This is a genomic window from Ancylobacter tetraedralis, assembly GCF_014195655.1.
GTDB classification, from domain to species: domain Bacteria; phylum Pseudomonadota; class Alphaproteobacteria; order Rhizobiales; family Xanthobacteraceae; genus Ancylobacter; species Ancylobacter tetraedralis.
The window spans coordinates 294,024-314,160 of the sequence record NZ_JACICD010000003.1 but is presented as its reverse complement, the minus strand read 5'-3'; the positions used below and the strand labels follow the sequence as shown (position 1 = coordinate 314,160).

Annotated in this window: 19 protein-coding genes; 10 read left to right on the top strand and 9 right to left on the bottom strand. The window is 68.2% G+C overall.

The window, feature by feature from the left end:
* The first annotated feature begins 3 nt into the window (after window positions 1-3).
* Together FHS55_RS09785 and FHS55_RS09780 are read left to right on the top strand one after the other, a co-directional pair.
* Window positions 4-369, top strand: a complete 366-nt coding sequence (locus FHS55_RS09785) for a response regulator (protein WP_183189535.1) — start codon at window positions 4-6, stop codon at window positions 367-369.
* 145 nt (window positions 370-514) lie between these two features.
* Window positions 515-2,113, top strand: a complete 1,599-nt coding sequence (locus FHS55_RS09780) for a Na/Pi cotransporter family protein (protein WP_183189534.1) — start codon at window positions 515-517, stop codon at window positions 2,111-2,113.
* A 26-nt stretch (window positions 2,114-2,139) separates the two neighbouring features.
* Here FHS55_RS09780 and FHS55_RS09775 read toward each other — a convergent pair whose 3' ends face one another.
* From FHS55_RS09775 to FHS55_RS09755, 5 genes are all read right to left on the bottom strand, one after another.
* Complete coding sequence (locus FHS55_RS09775; RefSeq protein ID WP_183189533.1) at window positions 2,140-2,571, bottom strand: ATP-binding protein; 432 nt, start codon at window positions 2,569-2,571, stop codon at window positions 2,140-2,142.
* A 36-nt stretch (window positions 2,572-2,607) separates the two neighbouring features.
* On the bottom strand, window positions 2,608-2,940 hold the full coding sequence (locus tag FHS55_RS09770; protein WP_183189532.1) for an STAS domain-containing protein: 333 nt from the start codon (window positions 2,938-2,940) through the stop codon (window positions 2,608-2,610).
* Window positions 2,941-3,087: 147 nt separating this feature from the next.
* On the bottom strand, window positions 3,088-4,791 hold the full coding sequence (locus FHS55_RS09765; protein ID WP_183189531.1) for a uracil-xanthine permease family protein: 1,704 nt from the start codon (window positions 4,789-4,791) through the stop codon (window positions 3,088-3,090).
* A gap of 266 nt (window positions 4,792-5,057) precedes the next feature.
* Window positions 5,058-5,558, bottom strand: a complete 501-nt coding sequence (locus tag FHS55_RS09760) for a nucleoside deaminase (RefSeq protein ID WP_183189530.1) — start codon at window positions 5,556-5,558, stop codon at window positions 5,058-5,060.
* Window positions 5,559-5,614: 56 nt separating this feature from the next.
* The gene (locus FHS55_RS09755; protein WP_183189529.1) at window positions 5,615-6,562 is read right to left on the bottom strand and encodes a putative antibiotic biosynthesis monooxygenase; all 948 of its coding nucleotides are present in this window, start codon (window positions 6,560-6,562) and stop codon (window positions 5,615-5,617) included.
* A 281-nt stretch (window positions 6,563-6,843) separates the two neighbouring features.
* On the opposite strand from FHS55_RS09755, the gene FHS55_RS09750 reads away from it, so the two are divergent.
* The 5 genes from FHS55_RS09750 to FHS55_RS09730 all read left to right on the top strand — a co-directional run bounded on the left by FHS55_RS09750 (window position 6,844) and on the right by FHS55_RS09730 (window position 11,869).
* Window positions 6,844-8,088, top strand: coding sequence for a CaiB/BaiF CoA transferase family protein (locus FHS55_RS09750; RefSeq protein ID WP_183189528.1), 1,245 nt, complete (start codon window positions 6,844-6,846; stop codon window positions 8,086-8,088).
* Window positions 8,085-9,032 carry a hydroxymethylglutaryl-CoA lyase gene (locus FHS55_RS09745; protein WP_183189527.1) on the top strand — a complete coding sequence of 316 codons (948 nt, stop codon included), beginning with the start codon at window positions 8,085-8,087 and terminating at the stop codon, window positions 9,030-9,032. The genes FHS55_RS09750 and FHS55_RS09745 overlap by 4 nt, the downstream gene beginning before the upstream one ends.
* Before the next feature lie 133 nt (window positions 9,033-9,165).
* Window positions 9,166-10,014 (top strand): ABC transporter ATP-binding protein, encoded by an 849-nt coding sequence (locus tag FHS55_RS09740; RefSeq protein WP_183189526.1) that lies wholly within the window; start codon window positions 9,166-9,168, stop codon window positions 10,012-10,014.
* A complete protein-coding gene (locus tag FHS55_RS09735) occupies window positions 10,014-10,808 on the top strand; it encodes an ABC transporter permease (protein WP_183189525.1) in 795 nt (264 codons plus the stop codon). Before FHS55_RS09740 ends, FHS55_RS09735 begins: the two co-directional genes overlap by 1 nt.
* Before the next feature lie 32 nt (window positions 10,809-10,840).
* Entirely contained in the window at window positions 10,841-11,869 is a 1,029-nt protein-coding gene (locus tag FHS55_RS09730) for an ABC transporter substrate-binding protein (protein WP_183189524.1), read from the top strand.
* Between the two features lie 217 nt (window positions 11,870-12,086).
* On the opposite strand, the gene FHS55_RS09725 is transcribed toward FHS55_RS09730, so the two are convergent.
* A complete protein-coding gene (locus FHS55_RS09725; RefSeq protein ID WP_183189523.1) occupies window positions 12,087-12,833 on the bottom strand; it encodes an alpha/beta fold hydrolase in 747 nt (248 codons plus the stop codon).
* Window positions 12,834-13,015: 182 nt separating this feature from the next.
* Here FHS55_RS09725 and FHS55_RS09720 point away from each other — a divergent pair, with 182 nt between their 5' ends.
* Complete coding sequence (locus tag FHS55_RS09720) at window positions 13,016-14,404, top strand: ethanolamine ammonia-lyase subunit EutB (RefSeq protein WP_183189522.1); 1,389 nt, start codon at window positions 13,016-13,018, stop codon at window positions 14,402-14,404.
* Window positions 14,401-15,252 (top strand): ethanolamine ammonia-lyase subunit EutC, encoded by an 852-nt coding sequence (gene eutC / locus FHS55_RS09715; RefSeq protein ID WP_246340012.1) that lies wholly within the window; start codon window positions 14,401-14,403, stop codon window positions 15,250-15,252. Before FHS55_RS09720 ends, eutC begins: the two co-directional genes overlap by 4 nt.
* On the opposite strand, the gene FHS55_RS09710 is transcribed toward eutC, so the two are convergent.
* Window positions 15,218-15,376: a hypothetical protein gene (locus FHS55_RS09710; protein WP_183189521.1), complete on the bottom strand. Its 159-nt coding sequence runs from the start codon at window positions 15,374-15,376 to the stop codon at window positions 15,218-15,220. The genes eutC and FHS55_RS09710 overlap by 35 nt on opposite strands.
* A 338-nt stretch (window positions 15,377-15,714) precedes the next feature.
* On the opposite strand from FHS55_RS09710, the gene FHS55_RS09705 reads away from it, so the two are divergent.
* Window positions 15,715-16,584 carry a VOC family protein gene (locus FHS55_RS09705; RefSeq protein WP_343056100.1) on the top strand — a complete coding sequence of 290 codons (870 nt, stop codon included), beginning with the start codon at window positions 15,715-15,717 and terminating at the stop codon, window positions 16,582-16,584.
* 84 nt (window positions 16,585-16,668) lie between these two features.
* Here FHS55_RS09705 and FHS55_RS09700 read toward each other — a convergent pair whose 3' ends face one another.
* Window positions 16,669-19,317, bottom strand: coding sequence for a glycosyltransferase (locus tag FHS55_RS09700; RefSeq protein WP_183189519.1), 2,649 nt, complete (start codon window positions 19,315-19,317; stop codon window positions 16,669-16,671).
* Window positions 19,318-19,515: 198 nt separating this feature from the next.
* Entirely contained in the window at window positions 19,516-19,956 is a 441-nt protein-coding gene (locus FHS55_RS09695) for a hypothetical protein (RefSeq protein WP_246340011.1), read from the bottom strand.
* Window positions 19,957-20,137: the final 181 nt, after the last annotated feature.

Below are 20,137 nucleotides of genomic sequence, written 5' to 3'. Positions count from 1 at the left end.
GCGATGGCGAAGATCCTGCTGGTCGAGGATAACGAGATGAACCGCGACATGCTCTCGCGCCGGCTCTCGCGCAACGGTCACGAGGTGCTGGTGGCGGTGAACGGGCAGGAAGGGGTCGATCTCGCCCTGTCCGAGCGTCCCGACATCATCCTCATGGACATGAGCCTGCCGGTGCTGGACGGCTGGGAGGCGACGCGGCAGGTGAAGGCCAATCCGGCCACAGCAGCCATCCCGGTCATCGCGCTGACCGCCCACGCGATGGCGAAGGACCGCGAGGACGCCATGGCGGCCGGCTGCGACGACTTCGACACCAAGCCGGTTGAACTGCCGCGGCTGCTCGGCAAGATCCAGGCGCTGCTGGGCGGCTGATGTCTCCCGGCCTTCCATTGGCCGATCCGCCGGGCCGGTGCGAGGCGCGAGCCTTGCCGGCGCCCGGTCGGGATCACGGCGCCCCCGAGACTTGAGACTGCGTTGAAGGATATGACGGCGTTGCGGAACTGGGATCTCTGAGGCGATGTCGACAATCGCCTCCCTTTTGTGCGGCCTCGGCCTTTTCTTCATCGGCGTGCGCATGCTCTCCGCCAACCTCGTGCCGCTGGTGGGGCGGCGCGCCCGCGCCGTCTTCGCGCGGGCGTTGCACGGCACCCTGGGCTGCGCGGCCAGCGGCGTCGTGGCCGGCATCGTCACGCAGAGTTCCACGGCGGTATCCTGGATCATCGTCTCCTTCGTCCGGGGCGGGGTGCTGCCGCCGGGGCCCGCGCTGCTGGCGCCCACCTGGTCGAATGTCGGCACGGCACTGCTTCCGCTCATCGTCGCCGTCAACACGGCGACCCCGGCCGGCATCGTGATCGGCCTTGTCGGCTTCGCCACCTATTTCCGGCTGGTGCGCGGCGACCGGATGCGCAACGCGCTGGACGCGGCGCTGGGCGGGGCGCTGCTGCTGTTCGGCATGTATCTTGTCTCAAGCGCCGTCGGACCGCTGCGCGAGCAGGCGATGCATGAGATCTGGTGGCAGAGCGCGGTGAACAATCCCGGGCTGCTCGCGCTGGTCGGGGCCGGCTTCGCCTTCGCCGCGCAATCCTCCTCGGTGGCGGCGGCCCTGGCGGTGGCCTCGATCTCCGGTGGGCTGCTGACGCTCGGCGCGGCGTTTCCGTTGATAGCCGGCGCCAATCTCGCCAGCGCCATCAACAACGCCCTGATGATTCCCGGCGAGACCGCCGCGGGGCGAACCGTGTTCGCGCTGCAAGTGGTGCAGAAGGGGGCGGGCGGGCTGCTGCTGGCAGCGTTGTCGGTGATCGCCGCGCTCTATCCCGATCCGATGACTCATCTCCTCACGACCGACGGGCTCGGCTCGCCGGGCGCGCAGATCGCCCTCGTCTTCCTGCTGGCGCAGGTCGGCGGTGCGCTCGTGACCAGTTGGTTGGAGCGTCCCTGCCGGCGGCTTCTGCACCGGCTCATGCCGGCGAGCCCGGCCGAGACCCTCGCCGAGCCGGCCTTCCTGCTGCGTGAGGCGCTGGGCGATCCCGCCACCGCGCTGGAACTCAGCCTGCGCGAGGTGGCGCGGCTGACCACCCGCCTGCCGCAGATGCTGGACCGCGTGCGCGAGGATGGTCCGACCCGCGGCCCGGCGCCCGCCGCGCTGCGGCTGGCCGGCGCGACTCTGGCGGCGACGGTGAAGACCTATCTCGCCTCATTGCTCGACGCCAACCCCACCCGTCCGCAGGTGGCGGTGGCGCTCTTGCTCGATGAGGCCGCGACCACGGCCGGCGCGCTGCACGAGGCGCTGGCGGAATTCGCGCAGGAGGCGGGACAGGCGCGCGAGGTGCCGACCGCGCCGCGGCTCATCGAGGCGCTGCACGCCATTCTCTGCGCCGTGGCCGACCATGCGGAGGCGCTCGGCGCGGAGGATCCCGCGCTGGTGCTCGCCCTGCTCGGCCATCGCGACCAGTTGATGGAGGGGCTGCGGCTGCGGCTCTCCTCGCAGGAGGACATTGCGCCGGCCGCGCAGAACGCTCTGTTCCGCATGACGGTGCTGTTCGAGCGCATCGTCTGGCAGGCGCGTGGGCTGGTGAACGATTTCACACAGGTTCACAGGGCGGTGGAAGCCAGCTGAGCCGTCACAGCCTGAGGGCGCTGCGCTCACCCGGTCGGCTCGGCCAGATGCAGCCGGATGACCACGACGTTGCGGCCGTGCTCGTAGCGATAGGCGACCGAGGCCGCGAGGGTGCGCACCAGGTGGACGCCGAGCCCGCCGACGCGGCGCTCCTCGATCGAGCCGGTCAGGTCCGGTGGCGGCGCGTGGAACGGATCGAACGGCGCCCCGTCATCGCTGAAGGTAAGCTCCAGCACATCGCCATCAAGGCGCACCCGGACGCCGATCTCGCCCTGCCGCCCGTCCTCGTAGCCGTGCTCGACCGCATTGGCGACGAACTCGTCGACCGCGAGTTGCAGCCGATAGGCCGGGGTCGGCGGGATGGCGTTGGTGCTGACGAAGAAGTCGAGCGCCTCGAATAGCGGCTCAAGTTGATCGAGCCGGCTCGGCAGGCGGATGTCGATCTCGCGAATGATCATGGTCCCGCCCGCCGATTATCGGTCAGGGAGGCGCGGTCACGTGAGCGCGGCGAGCGCGCTCGCCCGGCTCTCGTGAATCGGGATGAGCGCCGTGAAGCCGCTCACATCAAACACCTCGTGCACCTGCGGAACAAGGCCGCAGATAACGAGCTGCAGGCCGTTGCTGCGCGCCAGCTTGGTGGCCTTCAGCACCACGCGCAGCCCGGCCGAGCTGATATAGGTGAGCTCGGCGAAATCCAGCACGATGGCGGCACTTCCCTCCGGAATGACGGCCAGCGTCTCGTCGAGCTTGGGCGAGGAACTGCTGTCGAGGCGCCCGCGCACCGCGGTGATCAGAACGTCCTTCTCGACAATGCGGTCGATATGCATGGCGATGCCAATCCTGTCCAAGCCTGTACCCGAGGCTGCCGGGCCGCCTGTGCGGCGCAGCATCCCGGCTGGCGCCAGAGCTAGCCCGAAAAGCCCGGGCCACGCAAGCGGCGCGCCGGCAGCCGGCTCGCCTCCCGCGAGCCTCGGTCAGTGCTCGAAGCGAAGGGACAGCGCCTGCCGCTCGCCTTCCATGCCGATGACCAGCTTGTCCGCGCGCTTGCTCAGCATGTAGCCGACGAAACGGGCGACCGCCTTGGCATCGCCCAGCAGGTCCTCGGGCGAGGGACGCAGCGTCGGGACCTCGATCGCTTCGCCTTGATAGAGCAGGGTGACGTCGAAATTGTTCTCGTCGAACCGCGCTCGCAATTCCAGCGCGCCGGCGGCGGTCTCGGTGTCGAGCAGCGTCTCGACAGCTTCGGCGACGACCGGAATCGCCGCGGCGATGACATCGCGACGCGCGCCCCACAGGTCGCCCTGCTGTTCGAGGAACTCGGTCGTCACCTGGAAGGCATTGTCGCCCAGCGTCACGGGAAGCGAGGCTTCCTGGCGAATACCGATGCGGAAGAACAGGTTGAGCAGCACCGCGACGGCGGTCGACACCGAGAGCGGCGATTCGAGGATGGGCTGCGCCCAGTCCGGCGTCGAGTGCACCACTTCCGGCAGCAGCGCGACCGTGAGGCCGGCCAGAACCGAGAGGCCCACGGTGAAGATGCGCCGGTCGCTCAGGCGGCGGGAGAGGATCAGGTCCATGCCGGCGACGATGAGGAAGGCCGAGGCATAGATCAGGATGGCGCCGACGACGGGCGTCGGGATGATGGTGAGCGCCCCCACCAGCTTTGGCGAGAAGGCGGCGAGCAGGATCACACCGCCGGCTATGATGCCGATGCGCCAGGCGGTGGCGCCGGTGGCGAAGGCGACGCCGATCGCCGCCGAGGACGAGGCGCTGGCGAAACCGCCGGTGAGTGCGGCGCCCATATCGGCGAACGTGTTGGCGCGAATGGCGCGGCCGGCCTGCTCCATGTCGGCGCGGCGCCAGTCGGCATCGTCCATGCGCTGCATCGACACGACGGTGGAGATCATGTCGACGGCGGAGATGAAGCCGGTGAGGATCGCCGCCGGCAGCAGCGCCCAGGACCAGGCGAAGCCAGGGAAGCCGATGCGCGGAATGTCGACATAGGGAAGCTGCGCGAACGTGTCCGCCGGCGTCGGCGCGATGCCGGCGAAGGAGGCGATCAGCCAGCCCGCCCCGGCGCCGATGGCCACCGCGAACAGACGCAGCAGCCCGCGCGAGAAGATCGCCAGCGCGATGATGATGAACAGCGTGATGAAGCTGACCATGAGGTAGCGGGTATCGACCAGCCCGCCCGATTCCTGCGCCAGCCCGAAAACGCGGCGCAGCGCCGGCGGGGCCAGCGCGATGCCGAGCATGGTGACGGCGACGCCGCAGATTTCCGGCGGGAACACCGCGCGCAGCGCATTGGTGAAGCGGGTGAGCGAGAGCTGCGAGACCGAGGCGACAAGGCTCATCGCGGCATAGAGCGGCAGGCCGCCGGCCGAGAGCGACTGCACCGCCAGCGGCAGATGCGGCGTGTTGGGAATCTGCACCAACAGCATGCCCGCGCCGGCCTTGGGCCAGCACTCGATGATGGTCGCGATGCCCATGAAGATGATGCAGCTGGTGATCAGCACCTGGGTATCGGCAAAGCTCAGCCCGGCCTCCTCCGCCGCCACCAGCGGATAGACGAGAAACAGCAGAGCCAGCGTCGCGTGCTGGATGCCCAGGGCAAACAGCGTGCCGAGCGGCGGCTTCTCATGGGCCGAATAGACGATGTTGGATGGCTTGCGCGGCATCGGGGCTCGGAGCGGCTGGGGAGGGAGAAGGCGGGCAGAGAAGCGGGCGGGAGAGCGGGCAGGCGGGCTCCGGCCGGCCCTTGCCATGCGCCACGCGTCATTGGCGCCGCCACGGCAAGCTTGCCCCCGGAATCCCCGCGGCGACTATGGTATTTCGCCGTGCGCGGGGCAAGGCGGCACAGGATGCGCCGGCGCGGCGCGACGGCGTTTTACGCCCCGCCGTTGCCGCGGAACCGCGCCCGTGCCGCGCCCGTGCCGCGCGCGTCTCAATAGGGCACGCGATCGGTCTTGTTCTTGTACTTCTTCCACACCTCGACGGCTTCCACCTGCAGGATCTGCTCGCACTTGATGGAGCGCTCGCCGACCGGCTTCTTCAGTTCGGCATAGATCAGGCTGTCGTCGAAATCGCCATATTCCAGCGCGTCGGCATTGGTCGAGGCGTAGTACACGTGCTCGATTCCGGCCCAGTAGCAGGCCGCCATGCACATCGGGCAGGGCTCGGCGCTGGTGTAGAGAACGGCGCCGGTCAGCTTGAAGCTGCCCTCCTTCTTGCAGGCCTTGCGAATGGCCTCCATCTCGCCATGCCAGGTGGGGTCGTTCTCCGCCACCACCCGGTTCGCGCCATCACCGAGGATCTCGCCATCGCGAACGATGACGCAGCCGAACACGCCGCCGGCGCTGTCGACCAGCGCGGTCTTCTCCGACAGCGCGATGGCGTGGCGCATGAACTTTTCGTCTTCGCGGGTGACGGCTGTCTCGCTGGTCATGGCTTTCCCTGGTTCGTTGGGGTTTGCGGGTGAAGGCGCGGCGGGTCTTCAGGCACTCAGAACAGCAGCGACAGCAGTCCCATCTCCGCGCCATAGAGCGCGGCGAGGGTGAGGGCGCCGCCGATCTCCACCGCCGTGCGGTGTGTCGGCGCGGGGCGCAGCCACCACATCATGCCCAGTCGCGCGAGGCCGACCAGCGGCCAGGAGACGAGGCATACGCTGAGCGCATTGCCGAGGAAGGTGGCGAGCGCGAGCGGCAACCCGGCCAGCCGCGGGCTCAGAAAGCGGATCTCCAGCATCACCACCGGAAACAGCACGAGCAGCACCAGCGCGGTCTGCTTCCAGGCGGGCGGCACGGCGCCGCTGGCATCGGGCGCGAACCAGGCGGAGAAGCCCGCCGCGAGCCGGCGGTTCGACCAGTGCGACACGCTGGGGTCAGCCGCCGAAAGGCGGGCCGCACGCTCCGGGGAGACCAGCCAGGCGTCCAGCTCGGCGGGCGAGCCGAAGCGCACCAGCGCGGTCCAGTAGGGCAGGTCGCCGGAGACCGGCGCCTGCACCAGCGTGCCCATATAGCCGGGGAATTTCGCCTGCGCGGCCTGCATGCTCTCGCTCCAGGCGAAGAACTCGCCCTCGCGGCCGGGCTGCACCTGCGTGGTGATGACCTCCGTCACGGTGGCGAAGGCGTGGTAGTCCGGCGCCACCTCTTCCGGCAGCGCGGGGTCTTCCGGCGCCCGCAGCGGCGCCAGATCGGCCAGCAGCGCGCGGCGCCCGGCCTCGTCCAGCCAGCGCTCCAGCGTCTCGTGCGAGACGAAGCGCTGCACGATCTGCCATTCGCCGGAGCCGGCAAAGGCGGGGAGGATCTCAACGTTGAGAAAACCCGGGGCGAGCGAGGCGGCGCGCGTGAAGCGGGCCTGCCACTCGGCAAAGCGATCCGCCATGCCGGGACGGACAAGGACGCGCGTGGCGATGGCACTGACGGCGCGGCTGGTGACTTCAGTGGTCATGAATCCAGCGTCTCCCGTCTCCCGGCGCGCGAAAGGATGAGCGGTGTTGGCGGGCGAAGCAACTCATAAGCGAGCCCTGTCGCCGCTGAAGCCGGATATGGTTTTCGCGCCGTCGCGGCCGCGATTGTCCGTCGTCGCCGGGGGATGATAGTCTTTGCCCGCCTCCGACAGGCGCGCGCCGATCGCTCCTCCGCCGCTGGCGCGCGCCGGGTCCAAAGACTATTGGACCTTTTGCGGCTTTCGACCGATAGAACGCAAAAACCGGGTGAGGAGCGTCACAGATGGAAGCCCCCGCGACGGGCCGGGCGGACGGCCCGCTGACCGGAATCCGCGTCGTCGAGCTCGGCAACCTGATCGCCGCGCCGTTCGCCGCGCGGCTGATGGCCGAGTTCGGCGCCGAGGTGATCAAGATCGAATCCCCGGGCGAGGGCGATCCGCTGCGCAAATGGCGCAAGCTGCACAAGGGCACTTCGCTCTGGTGGTATCTCCAGTCGCGCAACAAGAAGTCCGTCGCCGTCAATTTGCGCCTGCCCGAGGGCCAGGAGATTGTCCGCCGCCTCGTGCGCGACGCCGATGTGCTGATCGAGAATTTCCGCCCCGGCACGCTGGAGCGCTGGGGGCTGGGCTGGGAGGCGCTGAAGGCGATCAACCCCAACCTCGTCATGGTGCGCATTTCTGGCTTCGGGCAGGACGGGCCCTATCGCGAGCGCCCCGGCTTTGGCGCGGTGGGCGAGGCGATGGGTGGCATGCGCTTCACCACGGGCGATCCGGATCGGCCGCCAGCGCGCACCGGCATCTCCATCGGCGATTCGCTGGCGGCGCTGCACGCGGTGATGGGCGCGCTGATGGCACTCCTCGCCATCAAGTCCGGACGCGGCGCGGGACAGGTGGTCGACGTCTCGCTCTATGAGAGCGTGTTCAACATGATGGAGAGCCTCGTTCCCGAATATGACGTGTTCGACTTCGTGCGCGCCCGTTCGGGCGGCTCGCTGCCGGGCATCGCGCCCTCCAATTCCTACCCGACGCGCGAGGGCACCTATGTCATCGTCGCCGGCAATGGCGATGGCATTTTCAAGCGGCTGATGGGGGCGATCGGGCGCGACGACCTCGCCAGTGACCCGCGCCTCGCCTCCAATGATGGACGGGTGGCGCATGTCGAGGCGATCGACGGTGCCATCACCGCATGGACAAGCCGGCATTCGCTGGACGAGGTCACAGCGGCGCTCGATGCCGCGCAGGTGCCGAACGGGCGCATCTATTCGGTCGCCGACATCGTCGCCGATCCGCAATATCGCGCCCGCGACATGATCCTGCCCTCCACCCTGCCGGACGGCACAAAGGTGAAGCTGCCGGGCATCGTGCCCAAGCTCTCCGACACGCCCGGCGCCGTGAACTGGCTGGGCCCGAAGCTCGGCGAACACACGGCAAGCGTGCTGGCCGGGCTGGGCTATGGCGAGGAGGAGATTGCCGCGCTCACCGCCAGCGGCGTGGTGGCACGGCCGGACGGCGAGGGAGACGACGCATGAGCGGCGAGCCTTATCCCGCCCGCGTGTTCATCCAGGAGGTCGTCACCCGCGACGGCCTGCAGATCGAGCCGCGCTTCGTGCCGACGGCGGACAAGATCGCGCTGATCGACGCGCTGTCCGACACCGGCGTGGCCAAGATCGAGGTAACGTCCTTCGTCTCGCCGAAAGCCGTGCCGAACCTCGCCGACGCGGCCGAGGTGGCCCGGGCGATCCGGCGCCGGCCGGGCGTGACCTATGTCGCGCTGGTGCCGAACCTGCGCGGCGCCGAGGCGGCGCTCGCAGCCGATCTGGATGAGCTCAACCTCGTCATGTCGGTGAGCGCGACGCACAACCTCGCCAATATGCGCCTGACGCCGGATCAGTCGCTGGAGGGTTTCCGCGCGATTGTCGCGGCCGCGCGAGGCACGCGCGCGCGGCTCAACGGCTCCATCGCCACCGCCTTCGGCTGTCCCTTCGAGGGCGCGCAGCCGGCCGAGAAGGTGCTCGGTCTGGCCGCGGCCTATCTCGATGCCGACCTCGATTCGATCACCCTGGCGGACACCACCGGCATGGCCAATCCACGGCAGGTGGCGGACCTCGTCGCGGCCTTTCGCGCGCGTTTCGGCGCGGTGCCGCTGACGCTGCATTTCCACAATACGCGCGGCATGGGCCTTGCCAATGTGCTGGCGGCGCTGGGGCAGGGGGCGGACCGCTTCGACGCCTCGCTCGGCGGCCTTGGCGGCTGCCCCTTCGCCCCGGGCGCCACCGGCAATATCTCGACCGAGGATCTCGTCCACATGCTGGAGGAGATGGGCGTGGCCACCGGCGTCGATCTCGGGCGCCTGCTGGAACTGGCGCGCGGGTTGCCGGATCTGCTCGGCCACGACATACCGGGGCAGGTGGCCAAGGCCGGGCGGAGCGGGGACCTGCATCCCGCCCCGGCGAGTCTCAGGGCCGCGTCGTGAGAGCGGGTGAGGAGCCTATAGCCACGAGGGTCGTCTTTTCACCCTCTCCCTGCCGGGGCGAGGGAAAGGACGTCCTTCGCCGGCGTGCCGACCCATGCGTGGCGGACTTCGAGCTGAGATGAGAGGAAGCGACATGGAAATCGCTCTGCGACAGCCGGGCCGAGAGGGCCCCGCTCCCGGCGCCGCCCCGCTTGCGGTCGCGCTGGACGATGTGAGCATCAGCTTCGCCGTCAAGGGGCGCCCGGTGTTCAAGGCGGTGGCGCCGACCTCGCTGCATGTCGGGGATGGCGAGTTCGTGGCTATTGTCGGCCCCACCGGCTGCGGCAAGTCCACCCTGCTGAATGCCACGGCCGGCCTGCTGAAGCCGGCGGGCGGGCGCGTCGCCATCTTCGGCGAGCCCCTCGCCGGGCTCAACGCGAAGGCGGGCTATCTCTTCCAGCAGGACGCCCTGATGCCGTGGAAGACGGCGCTGGACAATGTGGCGATCGCGCTGGAGATCGGCGGCGCGCGCCGGGCCGACACGTTGGCGCAGGGGCGCGACTGGCTGGCGCGCGTGGGCCTCGCACGCTTCACGGATCGTTATCCCCACGAGCTTTCGGGTGGGCAGAGAAAGCGCGTGGCGCTGGCACAGGTGCTGGTGCGCGACCCCAAGATCCTGCTCATGGACGAGCCCTTCGGCCCGCTCGACGCGCAGACCCGCCAGATCATGGGAACCTTGCTGCTCAGGCTGTGGGCGCAGGACCGCAAGGCGGTGATGTTCGTCACCCATGATCTTGAGGAGGCGATCGCGCTGTCCGACCGCGTCGTCATCATGTCGGCAGGTCCCGAGGCGCGCATCATCGGCAATTTCCCGATCGACCTCGCCCGCCCGCGCGACACCGCCGACATCCGGCTGGATCCGCGCTTTCACCAGCTGCACCGCGAGATCTGGAACCAGCTGAAGGCGGAAGTCGCTAAAACCTATGGGGAGGAGATGGCCTGATGAAGCTGCATCCCGCCAAGCTGCTGCTCCTGCAGATTCTCGTCGCGGTGGTCGCGCTCGCCATCTGGCAGGTTGGCGCGACCGTGCCGATCGGTGGCGACTATCTGCTGCCCGAGTTCTTTTTCTCCAAGCCGTGGGACGTGCTGTCGCGCGTGGTGCAGCTGTTCGTCTCCGGCACCATCTGGAAGCACCTGTGGATCACGCTGACGGAAACCGTGCTGGCCTTCGTCATCGGCTCGGCCGGCGGCGTGGTCATCGGCTTCTGGTTCGCCCGCAAGCCTGTCGTGGCGGCGGTGTTCGACCCCTATGTGAAGATGTTCAACGCCCTGCCGCGCGTGGTGCTGGCGCCGATCTTCATGCTGTGGCTGGGGCTCGGCATCTGGTCCAAGGTGGCGCTGGGCGTGACGCTGGTGTTCTTCATCGTGTTCTTCAACGTCTATCAGGGCGTGAAGGAGGTGAGCCCCGTGGTGCTCGCCAATGCGCGCATGATGGGGATGAGCGAGCGCCAGCTGTTCCGCAATGTCTATTGGCCCTCGGCCATGTCGTGGATGTTCTCCTCGCTGCACACGGCGGTCGGCTTCGCGCTGGTCGGCGCCGTGGTCGGCGAATATCTCGGCTCGTCGGCGGGGCTGGGTTATCTCATTCACCAGGCCGAGGGCGTGTTCGACGTGACCGGCGTGTTCGCCGGCATGTTCATTCTCGCCGCCTTCGTGCTGGTGATCGACTGGTTCGTGACGCGCGTCGAGCGACGCCTTCTCGTGTGGCGCCCGCAGGCCGCCAGCGAAGAGAATTGACCCCTCATCCGACAAGAAAAGGGAGGAAAGACATGAAGATGCGAATTCTGCTGCTGGCCGCGAGCCTTTTGTTCCCGGCGATTGCGTTCCCGGGGCTCGGCGCGGCGCAGGCGGCCGATGTGGAGAAGCCCAACCTGACCATCGGCGTCGGCGGAAAGCCGCTGCTCTATTATCTCCCGCTCACCCTGGCCGAGCGGCTCGGCTATTTCAAGGATGAGGGGCTGACCGTCGAGATCAACGATTTCGGCGGCGGCGCCAAGTCGCTGCAGGCGCTGATCGGCGGCTCGGTGGACGGCGTGACCGGTGCCTTCGAGCACACGATCCGCATGCAGCAGAAGAAGCAGGACATCCGCGCCGTCATCGATCTCGGCCGCTATCCCGGCATCGTGCTGGCGGTGCGCAAGTCCGAGGCCGACAAGATCAAGACCGTCGCGGATCTCAAGGGCAAGAATATCGGCGTGACCGCGCCCGGTTCCTCCACCCACATCCTGGTGCAATATGCCTTCGCCAAGGCCGGACTGAAGCAGGACGATGCCTCGTTCATCGGCGTGGGCGGCGGCGCCTCCGGGGTCGCGGCGATGCAGAAAGGCGAGATCGACGCGATTTCGCATCTCGATCCGGTCATCTCCAAGCTGGACGAACTCGGGCTGATCAACGTGCTGATCGACACCCGCACCACGGAGGGCACGGAGCAGCTGTTCGGCGCCATGAACCCGGCGGCCGTGCTCTATTTCAAGGAGAGCTTCATCCAGGCCAATCCGAAGACCGTGCAGGCGCTGACCAACGCCTTCTACCGCACGCTGAAATGGCTGGAAAAGGCCACGCCGGAAGAAGTCGCGGCGGCGGTGCCGGAGGAATACTGGCTGGGCGACAAGGCGCTCTATATCAAGGCGTTCAACGCCTCGCGGCCGTCATTCTCCACCGATGGCAACATTGACGATGCCAGCCGCAAGGCGGCGCTCAACCTCATCGCCACCACCGATCCGACCATCGATCCCGCCAGCATCGACCTGTCGAAGACCTTCGACGGCTCGTTCCTCGCCAAGGCGAAGAGCCAGTAAGGGATATCGCCTGAGCACCGCCGCCGCCCGGCTTGCGTGCCGCCCTATAACCGAGGGCGCGGCGCGCCCTCTCCCCATTTGGGTGACGGGCGCCCCGCCGCGAGCACGTAGCCCTCATCGACCCGCCGCGCGGGCCGCCTCTCCCTAACGTGGAGAGGGAATCGCGTGACGAAACCTCCGCCCGACAACGCTGGTCCAACGGCCGGCGGCGCCCACCTCACCCCGCGATGTCGAGCAGGATGTCGGCCACCGCCTCGGGGGCGCTGAGGAAGGGCGAGTGGCCGGTGTCGAGCGCGTGGACATGCGCGCCCGGCACCGCCGCCTGCATGTCGCGCTGTACCGCCAGCGGCAGGCCGCGATCCCTCAGGCACTCGATGTAATGCCGCCGCAGCCGCCCGTAGCGCGCCGGCGTGATGGCGGAGACGGCGGTGAAGGGGGCGTGCGGGGTGACGCGCACGAGGTTGGGCAGCGCCCGCTCGATGTCGTGCGCGGTGCAATCGGAATAGAGCGAGCGGGCAATGAGGTCGCGCTTGGTCAGGTCGAGGCCGAGGCCTTCCTTGCCGAGCCGCAGCATGCCCTGCGTCTCCACGATGGCGGGGTCCTTGAGATAGGCCGGCGTCATGACGAAATCGCGCGCGGTCCTGCCGTTCGGCGCCATGAAGCCGGTGAGGTAGACCAGCGCGGCGATCCGCTCGGGCATTTCCTCGCCGAGCCAGGTGCAGGTCGCCCCGCCGACCGAATGGCCGACCAGGATGGCCCGGCCCTCGATATCCTCCAGCGCGGCGCGCACCGGGGCCGCGTATTCGGTGATGTCGGCGACGGCGGCGGTGGGCGTGGGGTCGAAGCCGTGGCTGGCGAGGTCGGGCGCGATCACCGCATGGCCGGCGGCGCCGAGAAGGTTCGCCACCTTCTGGAAGCAGCCGCCCCAATGCCAGGAGCCGTGGATGAGAATGAAGGTCGCCATGGCTCGCGTCTCCCCAATAGCTTGGCGCGGATGTTTGGCGGGCGTGTAGCCCGTCGCCGGCCTGCCGTCCAGCCAGTGGCATACCATCCACCACCGCAACGGACCTTTGCCGGCGGGGAACAGCCGGAGTACATTTTCATCACGGCGCCGATTTGGGCGGGCGCCGGGAGGAGCGCACCGCCATGCCGTATCGCCACGTCGTCGGGCCGCAGACCTATCTCTTCGCCGATCTCCGGGACCTGATGGCGAAGGCGACGCCGCTGCGCTCGGGCGACATGCTGGCCGGCGTCGCGGCGGCTTCCGCGGAGGAGAACGTCGCCGCCCGCATGTGCCTCGCCGAGGTGCCGCTCGCGACCTTCCTCAGCGAGGCGCTGGTACCTTACGAGACCGACGAGGTCACGCGGCTGATCATCGACACGCATGACGCGGCGGCCTTCCGGCCGATCTCGCACATGAATGTCGGCGATTTCCGCGACTTCCTGCTCTCTGGCGTGGCGACCAGCGAGGTGCTCGCCGCGCTCGCGCCGGGGGTGACGCCGGAAATGGCGGCGGCGGTGTCCAAGCTGATGCGCAACCAGGACCTCATCGCGGTGGCGAAGAAGTGCCGCGTGGTCACCAAATTCCGCAACACGATCGGCCTGCCCGGCACGATGGCGGTGCGCCTGCAGCCGAACCACCCGACCGACGATCCCGCGGGCGTGACGGCCTCTATCCTCGACGGCCTGCTCTATGGCTGCGGCGATGCGGTGATCGGCATCAACCCCGCTTCCGACAGCCTGCCGGTGCTGAGCGAACTCTTGAGGCTGATCGACGGCATCATCCAGCGCTTCGACATTCCCACGCAGGCCTGCGTGCTCACCCATGTCACCACCTCGACCGAGGTGATCAATCGCGGCGTGCCGGTGGATCTCGTGTTCCAGTCCATCGCCGGGACGCAGGCCGCCAACGCCTCCTTCGGCATCGATCTCGCCGTGCTGCGGGAAGGCCACGAGGCGGCGCTGTCGCTCAAGCGCGGCACGCTGGGCGACAACGTGATGTATTTCGAGACCGGGCAGGGCTCCGCGCTCTCGGCCAATGCCCATCACGGCGTCGACCAGCAGACGCTGGAGGCCCGCGCCTATGCGGTGGCCCGCCCGTTCAAGCCGCTCCTGGTGAACACCGTGGTCGGCTTCATCGGGCCGGAATATCTCTATGACGGCAAGCAGATCATCCGGGCCGGGCTGGAAGACCATTTCTGCGGCAAGCTGATGGGCGTGCCGCTGGGCTGCGACGTCTGTTACACCAACCATGCCGAGGCGGACCAGGACGACATGGACACGCTGATGACGCTGCTCGGCGCCGCCGGCGTCACCTACATCATGGGCATTCCCGGTTCGGACGACGTGATGCTGAACTACCAGTCCACCTCGTTCCACGATCAGCTTTACCTGCGCGAGGTGCTGGGCTTGAAGCGGGCGCCGGAATTCGAGGCGTGGCTGCAGGCCATGGGTATTACCGGGCCGGACGGACGGCTGAAGACGCAGCGCGGCAATCACCCGCTGCTCGCGGCCGCGCGGGAGCTGGCGGCATGAGCCGGCCGGAGATGGAAGTTGAGCCGGCGAACGACCCGGTGCCGCCGGCCGATCACGTAATCGAGGGCGGGGAATATCGCATCGAGGATTCGTGGAGCCGGCTGGCCGGCATCACTCCCGCGCGAATCGCGCTCGGCCGGGTGGGGGCCGGGCTGCCGACCCGCGAGGTGCTGCGCTTCGCGCTCGCCCACGCGCAGGCGCGCGACGCCGTGCACGCCCCCTTCGATTCCGCGCGCATGGCGGGTGAGATCGCCGGGCTGGGCTTCGAGACGCTCGAACTCGCCTCCGCCGCGCCGGCGCGCGACGCCTATCTGCGCCGTCCCGATCTTGGCCGCCGCCTGTCGGACGCGAGCCGCGCCGTGCTGCGCGCCGGCGAGTTCGACCCCGTGGACCTCGCCATCGTGGTTGCGGACGGGCTGTCCTCCACCGCGATTCACGCGCAGGCCGTGCCGTTTCTCACCGCCTTTCAGGCGCGCATCGCGGCGGCGGGATGGCGAGTCGCCCCGGTGGTGATCGCCAGCCAGGCGCGGGTCGCGCTGGGCGACGAGGTGGGCGAGGCGCTGCGGGCGGCGGCCGTGGTGGTGCTGATCGGCGAGCGGCCCGGGCTTTCCTCGCCCGACAGCCTCGGCCTCTACCTCACCTTCGCGCCGCGCGCCGGGCGCACCGATGCCGAGCGCAATTGCATCTCCAATGTGCGCGGCGAGGGGCTCTCACACGATCAGGCCGCCTTCAAGCTGGCCTGGCTGCTGGAGCAGGCGCTGGCGCGGCAGCTGACCGGCGTGAGCCTGAAGGACGAGAGCGACCTGCTCCTGGTCAATGGCCAGCCACCCGTGCCGCGGCTTGGCTGAGGCCGCGGTGGCGCAGCTTGGCGTCGCTCACGCAGTAGCGGCCATGCAGTGTGGCGGCATCGGTGAAACGGCTGTCGAGGCGTTTGAACGCGTCGAGAAGCCAGCGGTGCAACAGGCGGAACATTGTCAACTCCCTCGGACCAAAGGGCCCGCGACGCCAGATTTGGCCCGTGCCGCGTAGTTTTTCGATCGGGAGTGTGCGCCGGCCGCATAAGCCGAGCGTCAAGGAACGCGCGTCCGAGGCACGTTTGCCCACGTGTGTGGCCCGGACGTCGTTGCCTCGCCCCTCCGCCCCGTGCTCTCATCCACGGGATTCGTGAAGTCTCGGCCGGTGCGACCTGGGCGCCGCCGATCCCCTGGCGTGATCCCGAGGGATCAGGCTCAAGCTCTTGAAACAAGAGCCGTTTTTGATCAGGTGCTCGCATCCTGAGCGGAACGGGTTCTGAATGAAGGAACGTGCCGGTGGCTCGAGGTCTCGATCATGTCGTCCATGTCGTCCGTGATCTGGAGGCCGCAGGGGAACTCTACGACATGTTGGGCTTCACCGTGGGGGCGCGCAATCGCCATCCCTGGGGCACGCATAACCGGCTGATCCAGACGCCGGGCTTCTTCGTCGAGCTGCTGGAGGTCGCCGACCCCGAGGCGATTCCCCCTCACGAGGACGGCAAGTTCTCCTTCGGCGCCTTCAACCGCGATTTTCTCGACGATGTGGGGCAGGGGCTCTCCATGCTCGTGCTGGAAGGGCGCGATCCCGCGGCCGACAAGGAGGCGTTCGACACCGAGGGCTTCGGGGGATTCGAGCTGTTCGACTTTGCCCGCACCGGCAAGCGGCCCGATGGATCGGATGTGGAGGTGGCGTTCACCCTCGCCTATGCGCGCGATCCGGCCTCGCCGCATACCGGCTTCTTCACCTGCAAGCAGCTGCGGCCGGAGAATTTCTGGGCGCCCGACCTGCAGCGGCACATGAACACCACGACCGGCGTCGCGGGCGTGGTGCTGGCGGCCGCCGAGCCGGAGCGTCACCTGCCCTTCCTCGCCGCCTTCACCGATGCGCCCTTCCGCCGCGCGGTGGATGGCTGGCACATCGCCAAGACACCGCGCGGCGATGTCGACCTGATGAGCCACGCGCTGTTCACCGAGCGTTTCGGCGTCGCGGCGCCGCCCGAGGAAGGGCTGCGCCTGGTCGCGACCCGCTTCGCCGTGTCCGATATCGACAAGGCCCGCAAGCGCGTCGCCTCTTCGCGCATGGCGGCCGAGGAGATCGAGGGCATCATCGTCATCAGCGCCCAGGCCGGCCTCGGCGCCACGCTGGTCTTCGAGCCGGCGGCCTGACGCCGGCCACGCGCGGACGGCAAACGGAAAAAGGCCCGGGATCGCTCCCGGGCCTTTTTCGTCAGGTGTGCCGATCCGTTGCGGTCAGGAGCGGGCCTTCTCCGTCACCGGCTGGCTATCGCGGATCGCGCGGCCGGGCAGCAGGGCCTGGGCGCGGGCGCCCATCGCACGCCAGGTGGCGAACAGGTTCAGCGGCGAGCCTTCCAGCCAGCCGATGAAGGCGGCGGCGAGGAAGGGCAGGGACTGCACCGCCAGCGCGAGGGCAAACAGGTTGATCTCCACCACGGCATGCCAGTTGGTCATGCGCAGCGCGATGGCCGAGAGCAGCAGCCCGCCGCCGATCACCGCTTCCGGCAGCGCCGGGAAGGCGCGGGCGGCATTGGCCAGCCAACTGCCCTTGGCGGTGCGGGCGAAGGCGAGGTCCTTGTAGCGGAAGCCATCATAGACCGCCTTGGCCACGGTAAACTGCACCGCCATGGCGGCGATGGCCGCACCCAGCATGCGCAGTGGGGTGGTGGCGACACGCAGCCGGTAGAGCGCGCAGAAATGCAGCACGTAGATGCCGAAGCAGAACACGATCGGCACGGTGAGGATGCGCGCCGGCACCGCGATGCCGAGGCCGAGCACGAAGGGCACCCAGGCGAGCGACAGGACGGCCGCCAGCGCGCCGATGCTCTCCGAGCCGAGCCAAGAGACCCAGCCGATGCTGAACTCGCGACGCTGCGCCGAGGAGAGGCGGGTGCCTCCGTTGGGCAGCATGTTGCGCCAGTGCTTCTTGACGATCTGCATGCCGCCATAGGCCCAGCGGTGCCGCTGCTTCTTGAACGAGGCGAAGTCGTCCGGCAGCAGGCCCCAGCCGTAGCGGGTGTTGGTGTACTGGCTCTTCCAGCCGCGCTCGACGATGGAGAGGCCGAGATCGGTGTCCTCGCAGATCGTGTCGCTCGACCAGTCACCGGCCTCGACCATGGCGGCGCGGCGGATGAGGCACATGGTGCCGTGCACGACGATGGCGTCATGCTCGTTGCGCTGGACCATGCCGATGTCGAAGAAGCCGGCATATTCGGCGTTCATTGCCTCGTGCATCAGGCTGCGATCGCCGTCGCGGTGCTCCTGCGGCGCCTGCACGATGCCGACGGTGGGGTCCTCGAAGGTCGGCACCAGGTCGCGCAGCCAGTTCGGATCGACGACATAGTCGGCATCGATCACGCCGATGATCTCGGCATCCGGCGCGGTCTTCTGCATGGCGATGCGCAGCGCGCCGGCCTTGAAGCCTTCCACCTTGGGCAGGTTGAGGAACTTGAAGCGATCGCCAAGCTCGCGGCAATGGGCCTCGATCGGCTCCCAGAAGGCGGGATCCGGCGTGTTGTTGATGATGACCAGGCACTCGAAGTTCGGCCAGTTGAGCCGCGCGACGCTGTCCAGCGTCTGCTTCAGCATCTCCGGCGGCTCCTTATAGGCCGGGATATGGATCGAGACCTTGGGCGTGCGGGTCGGCATCGCGGCGGAAGCGTTGCGCAGCAGGCGCTGCGGCGTCTTGCCGAAGGCGATGGTGGCGAGTTCCTCGACCCGGTACAGCATGATCACGACCAGCGGCACCAGCAGCACGATGCTGGCGACAAAGGTGACCTTGTTGCCGCCCACGACATAGTGGGTAAGCCAGTAGTCCGTGACCGTGGCGATCCATGCGCCGACCAGCGCCGCGGCGCCCGACATGACGGCCGCCTGCGTGAAGGTGAGCCGGCCGATGCGGAAGACGGGGATGGAGAAGGCGATGCCCAGCAGCAGCGCGATGGCGGCCGTCTCGGTATAGTTGGAGGCGACCAGCGGGCCGGAAAGCGGGAACTTGGGCGCGCGGTTGGCGTCGAGAATGCCCCAATACTGGCCGACGCTGCCCTCGAAGCTCTTCCACGGGGCGTCGAACGCCTCGATCAGGTTGTATTCGATGCCGAGCGCATCGGCGCGGGCGGCGAAGTCGCGGATGATCTGGGCCTGTTCCAGCTCGCCGGGCACCGCGCCGTCGCGGTTATAGCCGCCGCTCGGCCAGCCGAACTCGGCGATGACGATGCGCTTGCCGGGATAGGCGGCGCGCAGGCGCTCATAGATGTTGATCGAGCGATCGACCACCTGGTTGGCGGGCACGCCTTCCCAGTAAGGCAGGATGTGGGCGGCTATATAGTCGACCGCGGATACCAGTTCAGGGTGATCCATCCAGACGTCCCACGTCTCGCCGGTCGTTACCGGGACGTTGGTCTGGCTTTTCACCTTGCGGATGATGGCGATCAGTTCCTCGGGCGTCTTTTCGGCGCGCAGGATCGACTCGTTGCCGACCACGATGCCCGTGACATTCGAATTCTTGCGCGCGGCGTCGAGCGCGTTGGCGATCTCCGCCTCGTTGCGCTTTTCGTCCTTGTCGATCCACGCGCCGACGGTGGCCTTCAGCCCGTCCTCGGCGGCGAGGCGCGGCACCATGTCCAGCCCGCCGGTGGAGGCATAGGTGCGCACCGCCTTGGTGTAGGGCGCCACCGCATCGATGTCGGCGCGGATCTGCGCCTCCGTCGTGCCCTGGCCCTTGTCGGGATTGGCATCGCGGCCGTAGGGCGCGAAGGACATGCTGGCAAAGCGGTCCGGCACAGCGGGAGCGCTCACCTGCTCCCGCATCGCAAACCACGCAAAAGCATGCACGGACGTGACGACCGCCAGGGCGGCGGCAGCGACACGAACAGCGGGACGCATGAGACTAACCCACCAGATGAATGAGGAACGGGAGATATATAATTCAAGTTTAACGCATTTGCAGCACATTCATGAGGGCAGTGCGGCAGAATCGATACGTCCCGCCCGAAACCCCCAAGCGCCCAGCAAACGCGCCCGATCCGAATTTGGTTCCGCTCTGTGGCGGAGCCATGTCACAGCCGCGGCTGTGACATGATTTCATTGCGCTGCGGGAGCGGCAGTCGCGGGCGCCGGGGGAGGCGCATCCGGGTTCACCCAGCAACTCTGGACACGCTCGGACAGGCGCTCCTGCGACTTCGTGTCGATGTTGCCCTGCCGGACCAGGCAGCGGAACGCGATCTTGAGGTGCTCGGTCGGGCAGCCGAACCGCTCGTAGAGGTCCATGTGGCGACGGGCGGTGTCGATATCGTCGCGCCACAGCAGCATCACGATGCGCCGCCCGCTCCACACGCATTCCGGCAGGCCGGCATTGCCGGCGAGCTTGGCCGCCTCGGCGTACTCCTCGACGGAGCGGCGCTGCGCTTCTTCCTTGGCCTGTTCATCGGGCGATTTCTGTTCAGCCGGCTTCTGTTCCGGGGCGCTGTTCTGGGCCACGGCGCCACCGGCGGTGGCCGCCGCAAGGACAACGCCGCCGATCATCAGGGCGGCAAAAGGACGTATGAAGGATAACATGATGGGAAACGTCACACGCGAAAGAGGAAGAGTGCGGAAGGACACTAGGTGAAGCGTTGGAATTTGTCAGCATGACGACAGCCGCGCACGCTATCCCCCTGCATGCGAGCCCTTCGGTGTGTCCCTTTCGCACGCAGGCGCTTCCCCG

Excerpts from the sequence above, each read along its gene's own strand:
- FHS55_RS09785 (WP_183189535.1), top strand. The coding sequence starts at position 4 with ATGGCGAAGATCCTGCTGGTCGAGGATAACGAGATGAACCGCGACATG.
- FHS55_RS09780 (WP_183189534.1), top strand. The coding sequence starts at position 515 with ATGTCGACAATCGCCTCCCTTTTGTGCGGCCTCGGCCTTTTCTTCATC.
- FHS55_RS09775 (WP_183189533.1), bottom strand. The coding sequence starts at position 2,571 with ATGATCATTCGCGAGATCGACATCCGCCTGCCGAGCCGGCTCGATCAA.
- FHS55_RS09770 (WP_183189532.1), bottom strand. The coding sequence starts at position 2,940 with ATGCATATCGACCGCATTGTCGAGAAGGACGTTCTGATCACCGCGGTG.
- FHS55_RS09765 (WP_183189531.1), bottom strand. The coding sequence starts at position 4,791 with ATGCCGCGCAAGCCATCCAACATCGTCTATTCGGCCCATGAGAAGCCG.
- FHS55_RS09760 (WP_183189530.1), bottom strand. The coding sequence starts at position 5,558 with ATGACCAGCGAGACAGCCGTCACCCGCGAAGACGAAAAGTTCATGCGC.
- FHS55_RS09755 (WP_183189529.1), bottom strand. The coding sequence starts at position 6,562 with ATGACCACTGAAGTCACCAGCCGCGCCGTCAGTGCCATCGCCACGCGC.
- FHS55_RS09750 (WP_183189528.1), top strand. The coding sequence starts at position 6,844 with ATGGAAGCCCCCGCGACGGGCCGGGCGGACGGCCCGCTGACCGGAATC.
- FHS55_RS09745 (WP_183189527.1), top strand. The coding sequence starts at position 8,085 with ATGAGCGGCGAGCCTTATCCCGCCCGCGTGTTCATCCAGGAGGTCGTC.
- FHS55_RS09740 (WP_183189526.1), top strand. The coding sequence starts at position 9,166 with ATGGAAATCGCTCTGCGACAGCCGGGCCGAGAGGGCCCCGCTCCCGGC.
- FHS55_RS09735 (WP_183189525.1), top strand. The coding sequence starts at position 10,014 with ATGAAGCTGCATCCCGCCAAGCTGCTGCTCCTGCAGATTCTCGTCGCG.
- FHS55_RS09730 (WP_183189524.1), top strand. The coding sequence starts at position 10,841 with ATGAAGATGCGAATTCTGCTGCTGGCCGCGAGCCTTTTGTTCCCGGCG.
- FHS55_RS09725 (WP_183189523.1), bottom strand. The coding sequence starts at position 12,833 with ATGGCGACCTTCATTCTCATCCACGGCTCCTGGCATTGGGGCGGCTGC.
- FHS55_RS09720 (WP_183189522.1), top strand. The coding sequence starts at position 13,016 with ATGCCGTATCGCCACGTCGTCGGGCCGCAGACCTATCTCTTCGCCGAT.
- eutC (WP_246340012.1), top strand. The coding sequence starts at position 14,401 with ATGAGCCGGCCGGAGATGGAAGTTGAGCCGGCGAACGACCCGGTGCCG.
- FHS55_RS09710 (WP_183189521.1), bottom strand. The coding sequence starts at position 15,376 with ATGTTCCGCCTGTTGCACCGCTGGCTTCTCGACGCGTTCAAACGCCTC.
- FHS55_RS09700 (WP_183189519.1), bottom strand. The coding sequence starts at position 19,317 with ATGCGTCCCGCTGTTCGTGTCGCTGCCGCCGCCCTGGCGGTCGTCACG.
- FHS55_RS09695 (WP_246340011.1), bottom strand. The coding sequence starts at position 19,956 with ATGATCGGCGGCGTTGTCCTTGCGGCGGCCACCGCCGGTGGCGCCGTG.